General features: G+C 29.2%; 21 protein-coding genes and 1 pseudogene. 5 read left to right on the top strand and 17 right to left on the bottom strand.

Annotated features, from left to right (window positions below):
• Positions 1–7 precede the first annotated feature (7 nt).
• Together rnhC and V2W16_RS10490 are read left to right on the top strand one after the other, a co-directional pair.
• Positions 8–922: a ribonuclease HIII gene (gene rnhC, locus V2W16_RS10495; RefSeq protein ID WP_329385580.1), complete on the top strand. Its 915-nt coding sequence runs from the start codon at positions 8–10 to the stop codon at positions 920–922.
• Positions 923–935: 13 nt separating this feature from the next.
• Positions 936–1502, top strand: a complete 567-nt coding sequence (locus V2W16_RS10490; RefSeq protein WP_329385577.1) for a sugar O-acetyltransferase — start codon at positions 936–938, stop codon at positions 1500–1502.
• Positions 1503–1525: 23 nt separating this feature from the next.
• Here the strand turns inward: V2W16_RS10490 and V2W16_RS10485 are convergent, their stop codons facing one another.
• From V2W16_RS10485 to V2W16_RS10460, 6 genes are read right to left on the bottom strand one after another with little or no spacing between them, the layout of a single operon-like run.
• Entirely contained in the window at positions 1526–1975 is a 450-nt protein-coding gene (locus V2W16_RS10485) for a hypothetical protein (protein ID WP_329385573.1), read from the bottom strand.
• A 28-nt stretch (positions 1976–2003) separates the two neighbouring features.
• Positions 2004–2594 (bottom strand): zinc-ribbon domain-containing protein, encoded by a 591-nt coding sequence (locus V2W16_RS10480; RefSeq protein WP_329385570.1) that lies wholly within the window; start codon positions 2592–2594, stop codon positions 2004–2006.
• A 21-nt stretch (positions 2595–2615) separates the two neighbouring features.
• Positions 2616–3356 carry a hypothetical protein gene (locus V2W16_RS10475; protein ID WP_329385567.1) on the bottom strand — a complete coding sequence of 247 codons (741 nt, stop codon included), beginning with the start codon at positions 3354–3356 and terminating at the stop codon, positions 2616–2618.
• Between the two features lie 18 nt (positions 3357–3374).
• A complete protein-coding gene (locus V2W16_RS10470) occupies positions 3375–3812 on the bottom strand; it encodes a zinc ribbon domain-containing protein (RefSeq protein ID WP_138269751.1) in 438 nt (145 codons plus the stop codon).
• Positions 3813–3831: 19 nt separating this feature from the next.
• Positions 3832–4122: a hypothetical protein gene (locus tag V2W16_RS10465; protein ID WP_138269750.1), complete on the bottom strand. Its 291-nt coding sequence runs from the start codon at positions 4120–4122 to the stop codon at positions 3832–3834.
• A 21-nt stretch (positions 4123–4143) separates the two neighbouring features.
• On the bottom strand, positions 4144–5286 hold the full coding sequence (locus V2W16_RS10460; protein WP_329385563.1) for an immunoglobulin-like domain-containing protein: 1143 nt from the start codon (positions 5284–5286) through the stop codon (positions 4144–4146).
• A 131-nt stretch (positions 5287–5417) separates the two neighbouring features.
• Here V2W16_RS10460 and V2W16_RS10455 point away from each other — a divergent pair, with 131 nt between their 5' ends.
• The gene (locus tag V2W16_RS10455) at positions 5418–5750 is read left to right on the top strand and encodes a helix-turn-helix domain-containing protein (RefSeq protein ID WP_253229782.1); all 333 of its coding nucleotides are present in this window, start codon (positions 5418–5420) and stop codon (positions 5748–5750) included.
• 38 nt (positions 5751–5788) lie between these two features.
• Here the strand turns inward: V2W16_RS10455 and V2W16_RS10450 are convergent, their stop codons facing one another.
• The 4 genes from V2W16_RS10450 to V2W16_RS10435 all read right to left on the bottom strand — a co-directional run bounded on the left by V2W16_RS10450 (position 5789) and on the right by V2W16_RS10435 (position 9628).
• The gene (locus V2W16_RS10450; RefSeq protein ID WP_329385556.1) at positions 5789–6169 is read right to left on the bottom strand and encodes a DUF5301 domain-containing protein; all 381 of its coding nucleotides are present in this window, start codon (positions 6167–6169) and stop codon (positions 5789–5791) included.
• A 15-nt stretch (positions 6170–6184) separates the two neighbouring features.
• Positions 6185–7693, bottom strand: coding sequence for a Mur ligase family protein (locus tag V2W16_RS10445; protein ID WP_329385553.1), 1509 nt, complete (start codon positions 7691–7693; stop codon positions 6185–6187).
• 140 nt (positions 7694–7833) lie between these two features.
• Positions 7834–8709: a PHP domain-containing protein gene (locus V2W16_RS10440; protein ID WP_329385550.1), complete on the bottom strand. Its 876-nt coding sequence runs from the start codon at positions 8707–8709 to the stop codon at positions 7834–7836.
• A 13-nt stretch (positions 8710–8722) separates the two neighbouring features.
• The gene (locus tag V2W16_RS10435) at positions 8723–9628 is read right to left on the bottom strand and encodes a PHP domain-containing protein (RefSeq protein WP_329385547.1); all 906 of its coding nucleotides are present in this window, start codon (positions 9626–9628) and stop codon (positions 8723–8725) included.
• 185 nt (positions 9629–9813) lie between these two features.
• On the opposite strand from V2W16_RS10435, the gene V2W16_RS10430 reads away from it, so the two are divergent.
• Positions 9814–10371, top strand: coding sequence for a GNAT family N-acetyltransferase (locus V2W16_RS10430; protein WP_329385543.1), 558 nt, complete (start codon positions 9814–9816; stop codon positions 10369–10371).
• Positions 10372–10382: 11 nt separating this feature from the next.
• On the opposite strand, the gene nrdG is transcribed toward V2W16_RS10430, so the two are convergent.
• The 6 genes from nrdG to V2W16_RS10400 all read right to left on the bottom strand — a co-directional run bounded on the left by nrdG (position 10383) and on the right by V2W16_RS10400 (position 18934).
• Positions 10383–10901, bottom strand: a complete 519-nt coding sequence (gene nrdG, locus V2W16_RS10425) for an anaerobic ribonucleoside-triphosphate reductase activating protein (protein WP_329385540.1) — start codon at positions 10899–10901, stop codon at positions 10383–10385.
• Entirely contained in the window at positions 10901–11236 is a 336-nt protein-coding gene (nrdD, locus tag V2W16_RS10420; protein WP_329385536.1) for an anaerobic ribonucleoside-triphosphate reductase, read from the bottom strand. Before nrdD ends, nrdG begins: the two co-directional genes overlap by 1 nt.
• 10 nt (positions 11237–11246) lie before the next feature.
• The gene (locus V2W16_RS10415) at positions 11247–13580 is read right to left on the bottom strand and encodes an anaerobic ribonucleoside triphosphate reductase (RefSeq protein WP_329385533.1); all 2334 of its coding nucleotides are present in this window, start codon (positions 13578–13580) and stop codon (positions 11247–11249) included.
• Between the two features lie 265 nt (positions 13581–13845).
• On the bottom strand, positions 13846–14598 hold the full coding sequence (locus tag V2W16_RS10410) for a YwaF family protein (RefSeq protein WP_329385530.1): 753 nt from the start codon (positions 14596–14598) through the stop codon (positions 13846–13848).
• Between the two features lie 150 nt (positions 14599–14748).
• Entirely contained in the window at positions 14749–16728 is a 1980-nt protein-coding gene (gene ligA, locus V2W16_RS10405) for an NAD-dependent DNA ligase LigA (protein ID WP_329385525.1), read from the bottom strand.
• A 10-nt stretch (positions 16729–16738) separates the two neighbouring features.
• On the bottom strand, positions 16739–18934 hold the full coding sequence (locus V2W16_RS10400) for a transglycosylase domain-containing protein (RefSeq protein WP_329385521.1): 2196 nt from the start codon (positions 18932–18934) through the stop codon (positions 16739–16741).
• A gap of 211 nt (positions 18935–19145) precedes the next feature.
• Here V2W16_RS10400 and V2W16_RS10395 point away from each other — a divergent pair, with 211 nt between their 5' ends.
• Positions 19146–19874 carry a glucosaminidase domain-containing protein gene (locus tag V2W16_RS10395; RefSeq protein WP_329385518.1) on the top strand — a complete coding sequence of 243 codons (729 nt, stop codon included), beginning with the start codon at positions 19146–19148 and terminating at the stop codon, positions 19872–19874.
• A gap of 117 nt (positions 19875–19991) precedes the next feature.
• Here V2W16_RS10395 and V2W16_RS10390 read toward each other — a convergent pair.
• Positions 19992–21002 (bottom strand): annotated as a pseudogene (locus V2W16_RS10390) (hypothetical protein); the annotation flags it as partial.

Genomic DNA, 21002 nt, shown 5'->3' with positions numbered 1-21002 from the left:
AGGCATAATGAACAAGACACCTAAAGATTTATACCTTTTAATAAAAGAAATATTAAAAGAAGATAATGTATCTGAAGAAAAAAAGATTGCTTATGGAATACAATTTAGAATAAATGAAAATATTATAAGAATTTATTCCAGTAAAAAAAAGGGTATTACTTTAGATACATCTCAAAGCAAAGATGAACAACTAAATATTACACTTAACAATATATACGAGCAATTTAAGGGGAACAATACCAGTTCCCCTAATTTTAATGTGACAAATATAAAAACTCCATATCCAATACTTGCTCCACCTTTAACAGGAAGCGACGAAGTTGGGAAAGGAGATTTCTATGCACCAATTATTGTAGGAAGTATTTACTTAAATGAAAATCAATACAATATTTTAAAAGAACTTGGAGTAAAAGACTCGAAAGATTTAAGTGATATTCAAATAACAAAATTGGCAAAAGAAATAAAACAAGTCACAAGTAATTATTCCATTTTAAGAATTAAACAAAATAAATATAACGAATTATATTCAAAAATAGGAAATATAAATGCTATACTTGCATGGGCTCATGTAACAAACATAAAAAACGTATATAAAAAACATCCTTTTGAAAAACTTTTAGTTGATAAATTCGGGAGAGAAGAACAAATAAAAGCAGGACTAAAAGAACTTAATTTGAAAGAAATTATTTTTAAACCAAAAGCAGAGCAGAATATTGCCGTTGCGGCTGCCAGTATCTTAGCAAGAGATGCTTTAATAAAAAGTACTGAAAATATGAATAAGCACTATAATTTTGAATTCCCTCTTGGTGCTAATAAAATAGTCATACAAAAGGGAAAAAAATTTATAAACAAATATGGCAGTGATGAATTAAAGAATGTATGTAAACTGCATTTTAAAACAACAAATGATATTTTATCTTAATACGGGGAAAATAATGAAAAATAATTACAGTGAATACGAAAAAATGATTAAAGGAGAAGAATATATAGAGGATTCATCTCTTTTTCAAATGTTACTTGAAAATAAAAAAATTATGGATGAATATAATAGATGCGACATAGCTAAAATTGATAAAAGAAAAGAAATATTAAAAAAACTTTTCGGAGAAATAGACAAAAGCGTTGATATACTTCCTCCTTTCACTTGTGATTATGGCAACCACATAAAAATCGGAAAACATTCCTTTATAAACCATAACTCCACAATTCTTGCACAGGCAAAAGTAAATATAGGAAATTATGTAAGAATTGCTCCAAATGTTTCCATATATACCGTAGGTCATAACGAGCATCCTGAAAAAAGAGAAGCTGGATATTGCTATGCAAAGGAAGTAAACATAGAAGATAATGTATGGATAGGAGGAAATGTTATAATTCTTCCTGGTGTAACAATTGGAGAAAATTCTATAATTGGAGCAGGAAGCGTTGTTAATAAAGATATCCCAAGTGATGTTATTGCCGGTGGAAATCCATGCAAAATAATTAGAGAAATAAAAAAATAAAAGCGGTTATATACCGCTTTTTTCTATACTTGTAATATAGTCTGCTGCGCTTTAAAACTTCTTAATATATTTTCTGGAATATTTCTTTTATCAATTTTATTCCAGTTACAGCATACAAAATTTTTTATATCCATATCTTCATAGTAAATATCGGGGTTAGTTTCAAACCATGTTTTTGTAACGATGCATAAATAATACACATTATTTTCTTTGTCTTTAGTCCAAATCATATCTCCAGCATTGATTTTACTTAATATTTTTAAGGAGTTAAATGGTTTATTTGTGTATTTAGAATTGTCACATACTTCTTTCAAAATTGTTTCATCTTTATAATCTTTATGTACCTTTATATCTTCCCAACCTACACCTATTATGCCTTTCTCTTTACAAAATTTTATAACATCATCTTGTCCAAGGTTACAATTAAAGTCTGGATTTAAATGCATTCTATACACTTTGGTTTTATTATTCATATTTTTCCTCCCATTTTTTAACTACGCTTTATTTGATTAACTTAAATGTATATTGTTCTCCATTCATTTCAAGATGCAAGTAAGTTTCTCCATTTTCATTATATATTCTATAATCATATACTACCCCATTTTCTACGTTTTGAACCACATAGTCTCCAAGATAAAGTGCAAACGGCTCAATAACTAAATTACCTTGATTTTCGGATGCTCCGTTGCAATTATATGATGATTCAAAATTATACCTTTTATCTATCAATCCATATTGATAATCAATTTCCGTCAAGCTCATTTCCCACTTTACCTTTTTATCATCAAATTCAAATGTTTCTACCACATCACCTATAACAGTCATTTCCGAATTTTCATATTGTCTCTGCCATACACCTTCCAATTCCCTATATTTATTTGACTGATTTATATACATAAATGACAAAATGAATAAAGAAATTAATGCTGCTGCAATTATAATTCTTTTATTTATTTTAAATTTGTCCTTTTCATTATTATTTTGTACCTGTTGATCTACTTGTATATTTTCAAATACTTCTACTTTTTCTCCGCATTCACTGCAGACCAAGCTATCATCATCTATTCTACTTCCACAATGAGTACAATACATATCTAATTCCCCTTTCATTCCTTAGTTTAAAAATTCGTATGTAATCTTATATCCAAATACAACTTTTATATTAAATTCCTTACATGATTCAATAACTAATGGTATATCTATTTGTGAACAATTAAAAATATCTGAATTTCTATATATTGTTAAGATATGTTTACCTTTAAGTTTAGTAACAAATATTTTTACATCTTCTGCTCCCATCTTACCAATTTCTTCACCATCCAAATAAATTGTTCTCGGTGTTCCGATAAGATCATTTGGACTGCCGGCTATATATTTATTTGTAGATGTTAATTGTATTTTTATAGAAGTAAAGTTTTCATCACTATTAAAATTCTTTTGTTTATTTATCTCACCACAGTATTTGCAAAATTTAGATGAATACTTAATAACACGATTGCACTTATCACATATATAATAAAATTCATCACTCTTCTTTTTTTCTTCTATTTCTTTTTTCATCTCTTCTATTTTCTTATTTTTTCTGCATTGAATACTTTCTTTATCAAATTCAAATGCTTCTTTTTGAATTTTACGACTGCATAAAGAACAATAATACCAACCTTCCTTAACAATAGGATTCACCAATTTACAACATATAGGGCACATTATTTTTCTACTTTTTGACAAAGTAGTATTATACTTTTCGCTATAATTATCTTTATTAAGTTTACTTATTTTGTTTCCACAACAAGAACAGTATTTGATATTACTGCCTTTCAATTCTTTACCGCATTTATCACAAATCACAATCATACTAATTTAACCTCGTTATTAAAAATATGAAACTATAGTTGCCATAATTAATAAATAAAAAATAATATATGAACACGCAATGACGATTGATAGAATTGAAAATACTTGTCCTTTTTCTTTATCATTATTTTTTAACTGATTTAAAGAAATAACTCCCATTATCATTGCCAATATTTCTAATATTAAACCTAACAATCCAAAAAATAGACTTATAATAGAAACAACAAACCCACATATCGAAAGTACATTATAATTTTTTTCATCATTTACGCTTTCTTGTTTTGAAATCAACATTCCGCAATTTAAACAAATATCAGAATATTCTTTTATTTCAGCTCCGCAATTTGTGCAGTAATTTTTTGGTATACTTACTGCTTTCTCAACTTTCATACCACACTTTGTACAAAAGTTTCCATTTTCATTTAATTCATTTCCACAATTTTTACAAAAACTCATAATTTCTCCTATTAATTTTCTATAAATTAAATATCATCATACAAATCGATACTACTATACATCCTAACAGTGCTCCGTATACTACAGAACTATACCTTTTAGGCTCTTTTCTTTTTAGAATAAGAATAAGAATTGATATTCCTAAACCAATCAACCCTAAAAGTCCACCTAAGACACTTCCGGCAGAAAAATAAGCTAGATTAAACTCATCTTTTTTTAGTTTACTTTCAGGAATTAATATATTCCCACAATTAGGACATATGCTGATATTATTAACAATTTCATTTCCACATCTATTGCAATATTTCATTTTAAAATTTTCCCTTCAATTTTAATATCCACTACCAACCCATGTATAACTTACACCGTTAATATTAATCATATTATCCCCTGTAAGCCCCATATCAATCGTTACATGAGATGAATAACTATTTATACCTTCAAAACCTGCAAGGTCATATTCTATAATCCTTCCGCCTTCCTGTATACTTTTTATTGTTATTTCAGCAGAACTTTCATAACCTTTTTGATAATACTTTGAACCCTCTTTTACATACAGTATCATTGCATCACCTGTAACACCTGTTTCACTATACATACTCGCATATTCTGTTGGAAGCCATAATCCGAGTAAAGTCTGCATTACATCATCAACACTTATTTCTTCTTTAACAATAAAAGTTACTTCTTTTTTATTTTTATTTCCATTACTATCTGTTACCGATAAAGTTAATGTATATTCACCTTCTTCTTTTGTATTTACATTTCCGTTTTCTATATTCAAATTCTTTATATCAATATCCCCATCAAGATTATCCTTTATAGAAACAAATTTTGATATATCAAAATCTGATCCCTTTTTTATTGTTAAATCTTTGCTTGTATTAATTTCGGGAGCAGTTGTATCAACTACATTAAACGTACAATCAACTTCTTTTTCTTCTCCATTATTATCTGTAACTATATATGGAATTGAAATTTCTCCAAGTGTTTTAAAATTATACTTATCTTGTTTTGGCTTTATAGAATAATTATCTTTATATTTATCTTTTATTTCTACAAAATCATTTACCGATATATTTTCTCCTGCCTCAATATTTTCCTTGGTAACCTCAATAAAATTTGAAGGAGATTGTAATTTAAACATTATAAAAAATAAAATTCCCGAAATAATTAAAAGAGCTCCTATTAACACCCCAATCAGCTTCTTTTTCCTTAAAATAAATTCTTTAAAATTCTTTTTAGGAAATTTGTTTTTTTCAATATCATCTTTAAAACTTTTATTATTATTTTTTTCAGAAGTTTTTTTATCACATAAACATTTACAGCCACAATTCATACAAAAAATATCATTCTCACTTATTTCCTGCCCACAGTTTCGACAAAACTTTATTTTTTTGTTTACTTCTTTATTTATATCTTTGTCTTCTTCTTTTTTTAACTCATCATATATTTCTTTTTGATTTTCTGACATATTTACAATTCCCCTATCTTATATTGATATATATATTATTTATATAAATTATAGATATTATATCTATAATAGTCAAGAAATATTGATATCATCTATAAAAAATATATATTATATATTATTTGGGAGAAAAGATGTTAAAAATTAAAGAAATTAGGCAAAAAAGAAATATGAGCCAAATAGAACTTTCTACAAAAATAGAAATAAGTCAGGAAACAATATCAGCATACGAAAATGGAAAAGCATTTCCAAGTATAAAAACACTTATAAAGATTGCAAAGGCTTTAAATACATCTACAGACTATTTACTAGGCTTATCTAAATTTGACATACCCTCATATTATGCATATACAAATAACGAAATTGAAGAATCAATATTTTTAAATATATATTCTAAACTAACTTACGAAGAAAAAATAAAAGTTCGTGGATATATGGAAGGACTATTATATGAACATAAAAAATAAAAGCGGATATATACCGCTTTTTTACTTTTATATTACACCTATTTTTGTTGTAATTTTTGATACAAATTATCATCTATTTCATAAATTCCTTGATAAGGGCGCTCAATATAATATTTTCCCTTTTCTTCATAAGCAAATACTGTAAAATTTTCTTTTTTCACTTTAAAATCTACTTTAATATAATTATCAACCTTAGGTACATCTTGAACACTTTCTTTACGCGTTGGTTTAGCATCTCCCATTTTAGAAACAACATCATTTATCCATGATTTATCACTATGATATATTTTCTTTCCTTCAAACGATACATTAACATTATCTATATCACCTGCTTTTGGAAGACTTATTGGCGAAGCCGTCTTTGAACAACCTACGAAAAGCAAAGAACAAATTAAACATATCAATAAATATTTTTTCATAATTACATTTCCTTTTTATGATATGTCTTCATTATATTTATCCACAAATTTTTTTGCGTTGATACTATCTGAAATATAAAATACCTCCTCTCCTTTTATCTTTTGTCTATTTTCAGCTCCCTTACCAAGAATTGATATAACGACATTATCGTCAAGACTATCTTTAATAGCCTCTTCAATAGCCATTGTTCTGTCTTCTATTATCTTAACCTTTGATTTATCTTCTACATATTTTAGAATATCCAAGCAGATATCATTAAAGTCTTCATTAGAAGAATCATCAGTAGTCAAAATAAGTTCATCACAATTCATTTCACAAATTTGCCCAATATCTTTTCTCCTATTTATTGCTTTATCCCCCGTAGAACCTATTACGCAAATATGTTTTCTTCCCGGATATTCTTCGTGTATAAACTCAAAATACTTACTAAGGCTAAGTCCGTTATGAGCATAATCTACAACTATAATTTTTTTACCATCTTTTGTTTTATATATTTCCCCTCTCCCTTTTACTTTTACATTCAATATTCCTTTATATATATACTTATATTCAATTCCCAAAGTATCACATACGGCAATACATGCTACTGCGTTTTCTATGTTATATCCGCCTTTTAATTTAATACTGTAATCATATATCTTTCCGCCATATTTCACTTTAAAGGCATTACCCATATTATTTGAATTTGAAGATATTATCTGATAATCAGCCTTACTGCTTTTGCCATAAGTTATAATCTTATTTTTATCCTTATTTTTTAATGCATTTTGAACCTTATCAAAAGACATCAATTCTTCATTTATAACTATATATTCACTATTTTCTATTAATTTTAATTTTGATGAAAAATAGTCATCGAAGTTTTTATGCTCAATATCTGAAATATGATCATAACCTATATTCAAAAATACTCCTACATCAAAATTAATACCATAAACTCTGTTATATTTATAAGCAATGGAAGAAACTTCACAAACAAAATATTCCATACCTAAACTGGAAGCATTACTTAAAGTCTTATATACTTCCAAAGATTCGGGAGTTGTTAAAACGGCATCTCTTGTAATGCTACCATCAAAAGTTTTAATAGATGATATGATACCACAAGGAATATCACTTTTACCCAGCAAATACGTATCCAAAACGTTTTTTATAAAAAAGGAAGTAGTACTTTTCCCTTTTGTTCCGGTAACACCAATCTTTTTTAATTTTTCAACTTCTTTACCATAAAATATTTTAGACAAAACAGCAAGAGCCTTTCTTTCATCAGAAACTATTATGTAAGGAAAATCTTCAAAATGCACTTTTTCACTCACATATATAACAGCGCCCTTTTTTATCGCATCCTTTAGATATAACCTATTAAAATTAAATCCCTTGCATACAAAAATCTTATTTTCACAGTCCATTGTAGAATTATAACTTATACCATGAATTGCCTCCTTTATATTCAAATTTTTATAACTTACAAGAATTCCTTTCCGTGATAACTCCATTAAAATATCTTTGATGAATTTTTGCATGATTATTCCTCCATAAAAATACGTAATACTTTGTAATTTTTTATATAAAATATCATTAAATAATTACAAATTCCTTTTATAAAACCTTAACAATTTATAAACATTATTTTTAAATAAAAAAAAAACGGCAAAATGCCGTTTTAAATTATCTTACTTACCCAATCTTCAATTAAATCATAACTCACATTCAAATCTCCCCTGCCTGTAAGAATCTTTATGTCAGGTTTAGGTGAGCCATGATAGTCACTTCCTCCACTTTTATAAATATTATGTTTATTTGCATAATCGATTAAAAATTCTCTGTCTTTTATAGAATGTTTTGCATGTAAAACTTCTACCCCATCAAGCCCAAAACTTCTTGCATAGTCAAGCATTTTTTCAACCCTATCATGTTCCATATGATGAATACAAGGATGAGCAAAAAATGCCATTCCGTCTGCTTTGTGAATAATATCTATTGTCTGCTTTATTGTTTTAAAAAACCTTGATTCATCAACATAAAAACTACTTTTTTTATTTGCACAATTATCCCAAAAGAATGCTGAGGGATTCATAAGAGATGGATATTTTTTTATATTTTCTTCATGTCCTAATGCACTTATAATAGTTCTTTTATATCCCTCATTCTTTTCTCCGTCCTCTATTTTTAAACCATCATCAACTATAATTCCGTTTTTTCTAAATACATCAATATACTCTGTTAATAATTCTTTTTCTCTTTTAATATCCTCTTCTTTGGATTCAAGACTTTTTAAAATTTTTCTCATTTTCTCTATATCTATATTATATCCGAGTATATCCCTCATTTCACTTTCATAAGCACAGGAAAGCTCAACTGCAGGAATAATTTTTATTCCCATAGTATCAATGTCTTTTAAATCATCATATGCATTAACGGTATCGTGATCTGTAATAGAGATTAAACTTATATCTAAATCTTTTGCTTTTTGTATAATCTCTTTTGTACTGTCATCACCGTCAGAATTATTAGTATGTAAATGCAAATCTATATTCATAAAAACACCTTCTTTATTTTAATATTATTTTATCTACTTTATCTACCCAATCTTTAATCATATTATATGAAACTATTAAATCGCCTTTTCCTTTAACCATACTTATATCAGGTTTTGTTCCTCCGTGAAAATCACTTCCACCACTTTTATAAAGTTTATACTTTCTTGCAACTTCAGCAAGGAATAACTTATCATCAAAAGTATGCTGAGAATGCAATACTTCTATACCATCAACTCCACATTCCATTGCATGGTTTATAAGTAAAAGAGTTTTTAATTTTCCTATTCTATACATACATGGGTGAGCTAAAAAGGCAAGCCCTCCTGCTTTATGTATAAGGTCTATACCTTCCCTAATCGTAGGATATTCCTTTGATTCATCAACAAAAAACTTACTATCGCTATTTGAACAATAATTCCAAAAAAACATAGTAATTTTAGATATGAAAGGATACTTCTCTATATTTTCTGGATATTTTATAAGACTGTTATACATAACCATAAAAGCTTCACTTTTATTTCCTCTATTTACTTCAAGCCCATCATCAAATACTATACCGTTTTCTCTAAATACTCTTTTATATTCATTTAAAAGTCTTTTTTGTTTTTCAAGTTTTGCTTCTGGAGAATATCTTTCACTTACAAATTCATCTATTACTTTTCTATCAACGCCATATCCGAGAACATCTCTTATAACCCCTTCAAAAGAACATCCAAGTTCCGTTGCGGGAATGATGTTTATCGGTTTATCTAATTTAAATGTTGTATTTTTAATATCTTCATATGCCTTTACATTATCATGATCCGTTATTGCCGCATAATCTACACCAAGTTCATTCATCATGTTTATCATTTGAGCGGGAGTAAAAGTTCCGTCTGAATACGTACTGTGCATATGTAAATCTACTATTTTTTCCATAACAAACCTCATTTAAAATTTCTAAAATTATTATATATCAATATATTTCACTTTTCAATTAAGCAAAATAAATTAATATGCTATAATTATTTTATCACAATATACAATGTTTGGTATTTACAATGTAAAAAAGGAACAAATGTGAGAACACACAAAATTTATCCCAAAAAAACAGGAGAAAGAAGATGAAAGAATATATTTGCGAGAGCGAAGACATAAAAATCAGAAAATTACAAGATACCGATGAAGAACTTACAATGCTTGGGAAGTGGAGAGATGACGAAAGAGTAAGCAGATTTTACGGAGGTAGAGACAAAGATAACTCACTTGAAGGACTAAAGAAAAAATATCTTCCACGAATTCATGGTGAGGAAAATATGCAGTGCTGTATAATAGAATATAAAGGACAAGACAGCGGATATATACAGTTCTTCCCTTTAAAAAAGGAAGCATACAAAGAACATAAACTTGAAAATTATAAAAATGCCTATGGAATAGATATATTTATAGCAGGTCACATGGGCCATAGCAAAGGGCTTGGTTCAAAATCTTTAAAAACATTGTATACATACCTTTTTAACGAAAAAAATGCCGACCTTGTAGAAATATGCCCAAGAACAGTAAACGAAAGAGCCGTTGCCGCATACAAAAAAGCAGGTTTTACTCCTCATTCAAAACTTGAAAAAGGAGAATTCTTTGAAGGTAAATGGTACGAAGAAACAGTAATGATAATCACAAAATAAAAAAGACTTCATTAGAAGTCTTTTTCTATTACATTATAATTATTTTCTATTGTCTTTTTAACATCTATTCTTCTTTGATTTGAACTGCCAACAAAGGTTTTATTATATGTCTTGTTTTCAATTTCAAATTTTCCATCCATAATATAATCATTAAGTTCAATAAGTTTAAGTATATATGGATTTTTTTTATTCATTTCAAGCAGCTCTTCAAATCTAAATCCTGTATATGTTATTAAAGATAAACCTTTTTCCTTAATTTTCTTTCCTAAAAAATATAAACTTTCTGGCTGCATAAAAGGCTCTCCTCCGGAGAATGTAACTCCGCTTAAAAGAGGATTTTGCCCAATTGCATTTAGCACTTTTTCATGAGAAACAATTTGCCCTCCATTAAAATCATGAGTTTGAGGATTATGACATTCAGGACAGTTATGAGGACAGCCTTGAACAAAAAGCGTAAATCTTATTCCGGGACCGTCCACAATTGATTCTCTTACTATTCCCGCAATTCTTATTTCTTTTTCTTGATCCATTATAAAGTTTCCATTTCAGAGTTAAGTGAATGTTTTACTCTGTCTGATTCTTCTGCTCTTTTTGCATCGTTAAATCTATCAAGAGTTCCTACAAGGTAACCTGTTATTCTTCTTATTCTGTCGAAAGGAATAGGTTTTACTTTTGCACTTCTTCCAATAAAACCATCTTCGTCTGCATATAAATTAAGTTCAACAACTTCGCTGTTTTTTTGTTTTTCAACATCTTTAATATATGCTTTAATTTCTTCTTTTGTTAAATCTTTTATTTCTCCGTATACATATACGTTTGTTTCACCTATTTTTGTTTCATATGTTAGTTCTTTTGCTGTATTCATTGTTTGCCTCCTATAAACTTTCCATTTCAGAATTTAGTGAATGTTTTACTCTATCTGCTTCTTCTGCTCTTTTACCATTGTTAAATCTGTCTAAAGTTCCTACTAAATAACCTGTTATTCTTCTTATTCTTTCAAAAGGAACATCAGTATCATTTTCTTTTCTATGACAACATGGACATTCATCATATATTACACCGTTATATCCACAAACAGGGTCTCTGTCAACAGGATGGTTAATAGCACCGTAACCAAGTCCCATTTCTTTCATGCATCTTACTATTTTTTCAAATGCTTCAAGGTTCTTTGTTGTATCTCCGTCAAGTTCAACATATGTAATATGTCCACCATTTGTAAGTGCATGGAAAGGAGCTTCTTTCTTAATTTTTTCAAATGCACTTATTTCATATCCTACAGGAACATGGAATGAGTTTGTGTAATAATCTTTATCTGTTACACCAGGAATAATTCCATATCTCTTCTTATCCATTTTAACAAATCTTCCTGATAAACCTTCCGCAGGAGTTGCTATTAAAGAGAAATTCAAGTGAGTTTTATTTGTAACATCATCAAGTCTTTCTCTCATATGTGTAACAATTTCAAGACCAAGTTTTTCACTTTCTTCGCTTTCTCCGTGATGTTTACCAACTAAAGCTGTAAGTGTTTCTGCAAGTCCAATAAAACCAACTGTTAATGTACCATGTTTTAATACTTCACCTACAGTATCATCCGGTTTAAGGTTTTCTGAATCAAGCCATACACCTTCACCCATTAAGAAAGGAGAATTTCTTACTGTCTTTGAACATTGTATTTTAAATCTATGTAAAAGTTGATCTACACATAAATCAATTTTTTCGTCTAATGTTTGATAGAATTTATCAATATCTCCCTTTGCTTCAATGGCAAGTCTTGGTAAGTTAATTGATGTAAAACTTAAGTTACCTCTTCCTGTAACGATTTCTTTTGTCTTGTCAACATTAGCCATAACCCTTGTTCTACAACCCATATATGCAATCTCAGTATCAGGATCTCCTTCTTTATAATATTGAAGATTGAATGGAGAATCTATAAATGAGAAGTTAGGGAATAATCTCTCACTTGATACTTCCATTGCAAGTTTAAATAAATCATAGTTAGGATCTCCAGGATTATAATTTATTCCTTCTTTTACTTTAAAGATTTGAACAGGGAATATAGGAGTTTCTCCGTTTCCAAGTCCTGCTTTTGTTGCAAGAAGAATATTTTTTATAATCATTCTACCTTCACTTGAAGTATCTGTTCCATAGTTAATTGAACTGAAAGGAACTTGCGCACCGGCTCTTGAATGCATTGTATTTAAGTTATGTACCAATGCTTCCATTGCTTGATATGTTGCTTTATCTGTTTCTTTTAGAGAGCTTTTCTTTGTAAATGAAATCAATGTATCAATATCTTTATGAGCCAATTTATCTAAAGCTTCTCTTTCAAGCTTCATAAACTCTTCATTATCATCTAATTGTGGATAAAGTCCGCTTTTTTCTTCTATTTCTTTATATAATTCTTTTGCAACTTCTTCGCCGTTTTCCATGCCTGCAAGAAGTTCCAATGCTTTACCCATATTAGTTACATATATTTTCTTATAAGTTTTTTCAACCCCTGCAGCTAAATCATAATCAAATTTTGGAATACTTTGTCCACCATGTTGATCATTTTGGTTTGATTGAATAGCTATACAAGCAAGAGCAGAATAAGTTCTTATATCTTTTGGCTCTCTTATATATCCGTTACCTGTTGAAAATCCACCTTTAAATAATTTTGTTAAATCGATTTGACAACAAGTTGTAGTTAAAGTATAAAAATCTAAATCGTGAATATGAATATCACCTTTTGAATGAGCCGCAGCATGTTTTTCATCTAAAATAAACATACCATAGAAGTTTTTTGCACCTTCAGAACCATATTTAAGCATAGTTCCCATTGCAGTATCACCGTTAATATTGGCATTTTCTCTTTTTACATCATTTTCTATTGAGCTTTTGAAAGTTAAATCTTCATAAATTTTCATAAGAGTTGTGTTCATTTCTCTTACTTTATTTCTTTCGGCTCTATATAAAATATAATTTTTAGCTGTTTTGGCATGTCCGCTTTCAATTAATGTCTTTTCCACTATATCTTGTATTTGTTCAACAGTAGGAATAATATCAACATATCTTTCATTTAATATTTTATCAACTTGATCAGAAAGTTCTCTGGCTATTTGATAATCTTGTCCGCCAACAGCTTCCGCAGCCTTATAAATGGCCTCTGTTATTTTCCTTTTTTCGTATTTGCTTGTTCTTCCGTCTCTTTTTAAAATCTCTGTTACCATACTTCATTTTCTCCAATTATATATTAATAAAATTATATTTCGTACTGACCGTATTCAATTATATATTGTATATATAACTTTGTCAAGGATAAAAAAAACACAAGATATTGTGTTTTATCTCTTTTGCCTTACAATACAATGCTTTTATGTAATAAAATATTTTTATTGTTATGTTTAACATTATTTTATACTTTAATTTACTATCGTTTTTATTTTTTAATAACTTTTATCCAATAAAAAAAGACTAATGATTTTACATTAGTCTTTATACAATTTCTTCCATTTTATTTTGTCTTGAATAAGCTATCTGCAATGGGGCATACATAAGTACCCAAACAAATAATACAAGTGACAAAGCTGCAGGAATATAAAAATTTCCAAACACATTATATAGTATCTCAAGTGGAGAGCCTGGTGCAGGAGAACTTAAAAACATAAAATTTGTTCCCCACGCTTTATTCATAAAATATACGGGAACGGCAATTATACCAACTAACAATGCTGTCTTTGGCAAAACTTTATAATTAGGTTTTAATCTTCCACTATATAAAAGCATAAATACAAATACAACAAGCCATGCATGAATGGTAAAAGAATTTATGCATGAAAAATGAAGCATTGGATATTCTGTCCAATCAGGGAATAATAATGCTGCCATCGCTCCGGGAAGAGAAAGTGCATATAAATATTCACCGCAAATTTTCCCAGGTTTAAAAGCATACCAAAAAGTAAAAAATATTGATATACCGCATAAATGAAATGGTAAATGCCCAAGATTAAAAGTTCCTGCATAAATATGAATAATATCTTTAATTATTTCTTGTATAACTATAACTATTGCAAAAATTTTTAATATTTTATTTTGTTTTTCATAATCTGCTTTTTTAAACATACGACACATATAAACTATAAATAGCGTTATAGCAAAAAGCCATGTTAAATGCTCAACTCCATATGTATTCCATGTTAAATTTAAAGGTATGTCTTCTGGTCTTGAAAAAAAATATTTTAATGTCATTTATTCTAATCCTTATTTTTTATTGTAACAGTAAATTAAATAATTTTAATTTCTCAATTTTGATGTTACAAATACATTATAATACATTTTATTTTAATATTACAAAATTTATCTAATTTTTACATAAAAAAGAACTTCAAAAGAAGTTCTTTATATCATTTTTTCAAATTCATCTTCAGAAATTATTTTTATTCCAAGAGTCTTTGCTTTTTCTTCCTTACTTCCTGCATTTTCACCGGCAAGAACATAAGTAGTTTTTTTACTTACGGAAGAAGACACTTTACCTCCGTAGCTTTCAATTATCTTCTTCGCATCATTTCTCTTGTATTTGGATAATGTTCCCGTTAAAACGAATGTCATACCTTCAAACTTCAAATCTTCGTTTTCTTCATTAATATATTCCATATTAACTCCTAAAGATTTTAACTTACTAATCAAAGATATTTTCTTTTCATTATTAAAGAACTTTATAATTTCATTTGCCATCTTATCCCCTATTTCATTAATAGATATAAGATCATCATATGTGGCGTTCATTAAATTATCCATACTTTTAAATTCTTTTGCAAGAAGTTTTGCTCCCTGCTTTCCAACTAAATTTATGGACAGCGCAAAAATCAAATCTTCAAGAGAATTTTCTTTTGATTTTTCTATTGCTTCAATCATGTTTAAAACGGATTTTTCACCCATTTTTTCCATTTGTTCTATTTGTTCTTTTTTATCTTTTAATCTGTAAATATCGCTTACATCTTGAATTAAGTCCGCTTCAATTAAGTTTTCCAAAACTCTCTCTCCCAAAGTATCAATATTCATCGCATCCCTTGAAGCAAAATGAATTATTTCTCTGGAAATTTTAGCCGGACAGTCTATATTTACGCATTTTATTGCGCTTATGCCTTCTTCCCTTACAACTTCATGACCACATACAGGACAAGTCTTTGGCATTTCAAAGATTATTTCTTCACCATTTCTTTCTTCTTTTACGGAACTTACAACCTGAGGAATTATTTCTCCTGCTTTTTTTACTATAACTTTATCCCCTATTCTTATGTCATTGTCTTTTATATAATCTTCGTTGTGAAGAGTGGCACGACTTACAAAAGAACCGTCTATATTTACTCCTTCTAAAATTGCAACAGGGGTCAATGTTCCAGTTCTTCCTACATTTACAATAATATCCTTTAGTAATGTTTTTACTTTTGTTTCACTAAATTTATAAGCAATTGCCCATCTTGGATTTTTATTTGTAGAGCCTAAAATTTCTCTGTCTCTTAAATTATCAAGTTTTATAACAGCCCCGTCTATTTCATAAGGCAGCTTTTTTCTTTCCTCTTCTTTTTCATTTAAAGCTTTAAATATTTCATTTATATTATTAAACTTTTTATATTCACTTACTTTAAAGCCAAGAGATTTTAAGTAGTCAAGACTTTCACTGTGAGAAGAAAGTTCCACACCCTCTATATGCTCTAAGTTAAAAATAAAACAGTCCAAATCCCTTTTTGCAGCTACTTTTGAATCAAGCTGTCTTATTGAACCTGCTGCCATATTTCTTGGATTTGCAAAAAGACTTTCTCCATCTTTTTCTCTTTGTTTATTAATCTTTTCAAAATTATCTTTATATATTAAAACTTCGCCCCTTACGGTTAAATTAACATCTTTGTTTAATTTAAGAGGAATTGTTTTTATGGTCTTAACATTTAAAGTAACATCTTCACCAACTTCACCGTCTCCTCTTGTTGCTCCTGTTTTTAATATACCATTTTCATAAGTAAGAACTATAGTTAGTCCGTCAAACTTATTTTCCAATGTATATACAGGATTTTCTATTTCTTTTTTAACTCTATTATCAAACTCTAAAAGTTCGTCAAAAGAAAAAGCATTAGCCAAGCTAAGCTGCTTATACTCATGCTTTACTTTTTCAAAACCATCAAGAGCCTTTCCCCCTACCCTGTCGGTAGGGGAATATTCTTTTTTGTACTCAGGATATTCTTCTTCAAGCTTCATAAGCTTTCTAAGAAGCATATCATATTCATAATCAGAAATACTTGGATTATCTTCTTCATAGTATTTTCTGTTATGCTCCAATAATTCTTCTGTTAATTGTTCTATTTCTTTTTTTGCATCTACCATATTTTACCTTCTAAAATATATGAAGTTTATTACATTTCGTTGTTGGCTCGCTTCCTTTTATATAATACCTAATTTCTTTATTCGCAGTATCACACTTTTCATCATTAAATAAAAGTCCGCTGGCACTATCTACAGTAACCTGAGTAACAACTCTATTTTTATATTTATCCACTTCATCTTGTGGAATAGAGATAGTTTCAACTTCAAGTCTTGTAAAGTATTCTCTATCCGTTACATCAATATTATCTTTTACAACCAATAAACTAGTGTAATTTACTTCTTCTTCTGTATCTGAAGAAGAATTTTCACTTACATTTGCAATCTTACCAAAATCATCTATTTCATCTGTATTATTTACATATCTTGAATAGAAAGATGCAACTCCTGATGAAGAAATACCATATATAACATCATTTTCAGGTGTTCCAACCCAAATACTTGTTGCTAAATTACCGGTTACACCACAGAACCAGAAATCTTTATCATCATTTGTAGTACCTGTCTTACCAAATGTTTCATATTGAGTCTGAGCCAATGTACCTGTACCCGATGTTACAACACCTTTCATACATTCCACTATTGCTTCGTTTGCTTCACTTGTTCTTATACGTTCTGCTTTTGCTTCTTCTCTTTCATAAAGAACGTCACCGTCTTTTGTTGTTATCTTTTCAACAAAATAATAAGGATATTTTTCTCCGTCATTTGCAAATGTTGAATAAGCACTTGCAAGTTCTAAAGGTTTTAAACCATAAGTAAGACCTCCAAGAGCAAATGCATAGTTATTATCGTTATAAACAGCATTATCCTCAACATCTACAAGAGTAGTAAATCCAAAATCTTTTACTGCTTCGTATCCTGCCAAATTGCCGTTTTCGTCAGTACCCAGTTCCTCAAAAAGTCTTAAACATGCTGTATTTAATGAATTTGTAATTGCTTGTTTAATTGTTACTCTTCCATAATATCTATTTCCAGCATTCTTAGGTGAATATCCATAAAGATTAATCGGTCCGTCTTGAACCGTTGTATATATAGATTTATCTGGAAGTTCTAAATATTTAGATACATATAGAGGTTTTATTGTACTTCCCGGTTGACGAGGAGTATTTGCCATATCAATTGATGATTCCCCTCCATAATAAGCAAGAACCTTTCCATTAGAACCATCTACCGTAACAAAGGCCATATCGGCACTATCAGTAAGTCCATATGCTGACATAAACTCTTTTACACTTTTTATACCTGAAGTTTGCAAACTCATATTCATACTGCAATAAATCTTAAGTCCGTCTTGATTAATCATCTGCTCAACTTTTGCTTTTGCAGTTTCTTCGCTCATTTGATCCTTTTCAGTAAAACTTTTTACCAATACATCTTGTGCCTCGTCTAATACTTGTTGAGAATAAGCACCACAGCCCTCTCTTGTTCTACCGTTAAAACCTTTTTCAGAATCACCTTTTTTTATTGAAATCTTTACTGCTTTGGCTTCTTCACATTGTTCTTCTGTGATATATCCACTTTCTACCATTGAATCCAAAACTTCTTCTTTTCTTATTTTAGATTGCTCATAACCTGAATCAGTAGTTGGGTTGTAAACGGTAGGAGCCTGTGGAATACCGGCAAGTAATGCACATTCTTCTAAAGTTAAATCCTGAACGTGTTTTCCAAAGAATCTCTTTGAAGCTTCTTCAACACCGTATGTTCCTTGCCCCATAAATACATCGTTAAGATAAATTTCCAAAATCTCTTCTTTTGTAAATTCCTGTTCAAATTTTACTGCAAGTAAAATTTCTTTTATCTTTCTTGTGTATGTTATCTCATCTGATAAGAATAATCTTCTTACAACTTGTTGCGTTAGTGTTGAAGCTCCCTCATGAATACCATCACCTTTTAGATTAACCACTATAGCTCTTAATATACCTTTAATATCAAATCCGTGATGTTGATAAAATCTTCTATCTTCAACGGCAACAACTGCATTAACAAGATCATCAGGCATATCATCAATGGAAACAAGGGTTCTGTTTTCATCATAAACTTCACCAACCAACTGATTATCATCTGTTAAAATCTGTGTTTTAAGTTTAGGAGAATAAGTATATCCCGAAATATCAGGTAAGCTAAGGGAAACAGAAACAAATAAAGTTGCTCCCGCCAAAATAATACCAATTATAAAAATACCAATGATTTTTGTTAATGTTTTTCTCAATTTAGTACCCTTTCATTAAACAAATTATATTTATAATTTAATTATTTATCATTATTAAAAATTACAAAAAAATTATTTTTTTTAATTTATAATAATAATAATATAAAAAATGTAAAAAAAGAGGCTTTTAATGAATTATTCACAAAATTTTAATAAATTTCACATAATTATTTTATTCACCTTGATAACTTTATTAATATTACCACTTTTTATGCCTTTAGTAAATGGAAAGAATGAAAAAAAACTCACTAAAATAATGGGTGAAAACTGCGAGTGTAGCGCAAATCAAATGTATACATATCTAATAAAAAACAACGATAAAAAAGGCAATAATCCCATTACTAAAAAGTATGCACAAGACTTCGTCAAAACAACCATTAAAGAAGCAAAAAAAGAAGGTGTAAGAGCGGATATAGCATTTGCATTAATGATGCATGAAACAGGATATTTGAATTTTAATGGAGATGTAAAAAAAGAACAAAATAATTTTGCAGGACTTGGAACTACAGGAGGAGGAGTAAAAGGTGCAAGTTTTAAAACAATGGAAATAGGGATAAGAGCCGTAATTCAGCATTTAAAGTGTTATGCATCAACTAAGCCACTAAATGGCAAATGCGTAGACCCAAGATGGAATGATTCACTTAGAGGAAAAGCCATATATGTGGAATATCTTGGATACTCGGATAATCCTTACAAAAAAGGCTGGGCTTATCCGGGCAAAGGATACGGAAATAAAGTCTTATCTCATTTAAACAAAATAAAAAACATAAATAAAACAGAAGAAATGACAGAGGAAAATATTGTTTTACAAAGAAAAGAAGCAATAAACAAAACACTAAGCATATTATTAAACCTATTACTCATATACTTTCTATTCTTATTATTCCGTAAAATTAACAAGAAAGAGAAATATCCTCATAAAAGAAATTATCATAGATAAAATTAGAATTTTATAAAAAATTATTACATATTATACTTAATAACCCCATTGAATTTTACCATAAAAAAAGAACGGTTCCCCGTTCTTTTTTATTTTAGAATTATCTTATAGATACTATTATAAATTAGATTGTTTTCTCTTTAAACCTATTCCAATTCCAATAACACCAGCTAAACTTATAAATGATAATAACATGTATAATCCCATATTATTTTCATCAGAAGTTTTAACAGAATCTATATAGAATATATCACCTGTTCCATATGCTATTCTATCTCCGTCTTCAGGTACTATTATTGTTGGTTTCCAATAATCGTCTACGCCGTCCCCATCTTCATCAACAGGATCTCTATATAAATGATCTACATCTGCTTCACCGTCTCCATCTGTGTCTATATCTGTATCAGGTTTCCATACTCCATCTTCATTTCCGCCATCTGTACTTGGTTTCCATGTTCCGCTGTTGTCTGTATCTATGTTGATATCTGGCTTTTTATCACCATCTGTATCTACATTAATATCTGGATATCCATCTTCGTTTGTATCAACATTAATATCTGGTATTTTATCACCGTCTACATCTACATTAATATCAGGTTTTCCATCTCCATTAGTATCTACATTTACATCCGGATTTCCGTCTTTATCTGTATCGATATTAATATCTGGCTTTCCATCCCCATCTGTATCTACGTTAATGTTTGGATTACTTGTATCATAATCAGAATTACCATCTTTATCTTTATCTACATTTTTATCAGGATTCCAACTATCATCTACTCCATCTTTGTCAAAGTCATATCCAGGTCTATATCCATGTTCTATATCTACCTTTCCGTCTCCATTTGTATCTAATGAAGTATCAGGCTTCCATATTCCGTCTCCATTTCCACCTTCACCGCTTGGTTTCCATGTTCCGCTGTTATCTGTATCTACATTTATTTCCGGTAGCTTATCTCCGTTAAGGTCTATATTTACATCCGGTAATCCATCTACGTCTGTATCTATATTGATATCTGGAATGCCATCTCCGTCTACATCTATGTTAATATCCGGATTTCCATCCCCATCAGTATCTATATTTATTCCCGGATTGCTTGTATCATATTCAGGCTTATCATCTCCATC

It is taken from the genome of Anaerofustis butyriciformans, from assembly GCF_036289385.1.
GTDB lineage: Bacteria > Bacillota > Clostridia > Eubacteriales > Anaerofustaceae > Anaerofustis > Anaerofustis butyriciformans.
The sequence above is the reverse complement of the archived record's forward strand: the minus strand, read 5'-3'. Positions and strand labels throughout refer to the sequence as shown.

Excerpts from the sequence above, each read along its gene's own strand:
- rnhC (WP_329385580.1), top strand. The coding sequence starts at position 8 with ATGAACAAGACACCTAAAGATTTATACCTTTTAATAAAAGAAATATTA.
- V2W16_RS10490 (WP_329385577.1), top strand. The coding sequence starts at position 936 with ATGAAAAATAATTACAGTGAATACGAAAAAATGATTAAAGGAGAAGAA.
- V2W16_RS10485 (WP_329385573.1), bottom strand. The coding sequence starts at position 1,975 with ATGAATAATAAAACCAAAGTGTATAGAATGCATTTAAATCCAGACTTT.
- V2W16_RS10480 (WP_329385570.1), bottom strand. The coding sequence starts at position 2,594 with ATGTATTGTACTCATTGTGGAAGTAGAATAGATGATGATAGCTTGGTC.
- V2W16_RS10475 (WP_329385567.1), bottom strand. The coding sequence starts at position 3,356 with ATGATTGTGATTTGTGATAAATGCGGTAAAGAATTGAAAGGCAGTAAT.
- V2W16_RS10470 (WP_138269751.1), bottom strand. The coding sequence starts at position 3,812 with ATGAGTTTTTGTAAAAATTGTGGAAATGAATTAAATGAAAATGGAAAC.
- V2W16_RS10465 (WP_138269750.1), bottom strand. The coding sequence starts at position 4,122 with ATGAAATATTGCAATAGATGTGGAAATGAAATTGTTAATAATATCAGC.
- V2W16_RS10460 (WP_329385563.1), bottom strand. The coding sequence starts at position 5,286 with ATGTCAGAAAATCAAAAAGAAATATATGATGAGTTAAAAAAAGAAGAA.
- V2W16_RS10455 (WP_253229782.1), top strand. The coding sequence starts at position 5,418 with ATGTTAAAAATTAAAGAAATTAGGCAAAAAAGAAATATGAGCCAAATA.
- V2W16_RS10450 (WP_329385556.1), bottom strand. The coding sequence starts at position 6,169 with ATGAAAAAATATTTATTGATATGTTTAATTTGTTCTTTGCTTTTCGTA.
- V2W16_RS10445 (WP_329385553.1), bottom strand. The coding sequence starts at position 7,693 with ATGCAAAAATTCATCAAAGATATTTTAATGGAGTTATCACGGAAAGGA.
- V2W16_RS10440 (WP_329385550.1), bottom strand. The coding sequence starts at position 8,709 with ATGAATATAGATTTGCATTTACATACTAATAATTCTGACGGTGATGAC.
- V2W16_RS10435 (WP_329385547.1), bottom strand. The coding sequence starts at position 9,628 with ATGGAAAAAATAGTAGATTTACATATGCACAGTACGTATTCAGACGGA.
- V2W16_RS10430 (WP_329385543.1), top strand. The coding sequence starts at position 9,814 with ATGAAAGAATATATTTGCGAGAGCGAAGACATAAAAATCAGAAAATTA.
- nrdG (WP_329385540.1), bottom strand. The coding sequence starts at position 10,901 with ATGGATCAAGAAAAAGAAATAAGAATTGCGGGAATAGTAAGAGAATCA.
- nrdD (WP_329385536.1), bottom strand. The coding sequence starts at position 11,236 with ATGAATACAGCAAAAGAACTAACATATGAAACAAAAATAGGTGAAACA.
- V2W16_RS10415 (WP_329385533.1), bottom strand. The coding sequence starts at position 13,580 with ATGGTAACAGAGATTTTAAAAAGAGACGGAAGAACAAGCAAATACGAA.
- V2W16_RS10410 (WP_329385530.1), bottom strand. The coding sequence starts at position 14,598 with ATGACATTAAAATATTTTTTTTCAAGACCAGAAGACATACCTTTAAAT.
- ligA (WP_329385525.1), bottom strand. The coding sequence starts at position 16,728 with ATGGTAGATGCAAAAAAAGAAATAGAACAATTAACAGAAGAATTATTG.
- V2W16_RS10395 (WP_329385518.1), top strand. The coding sequence starts at position 19,146 with ATGCCTTTAGTAAATGGAAAGAATGAAAAAAAACTCACTAAAATAATG.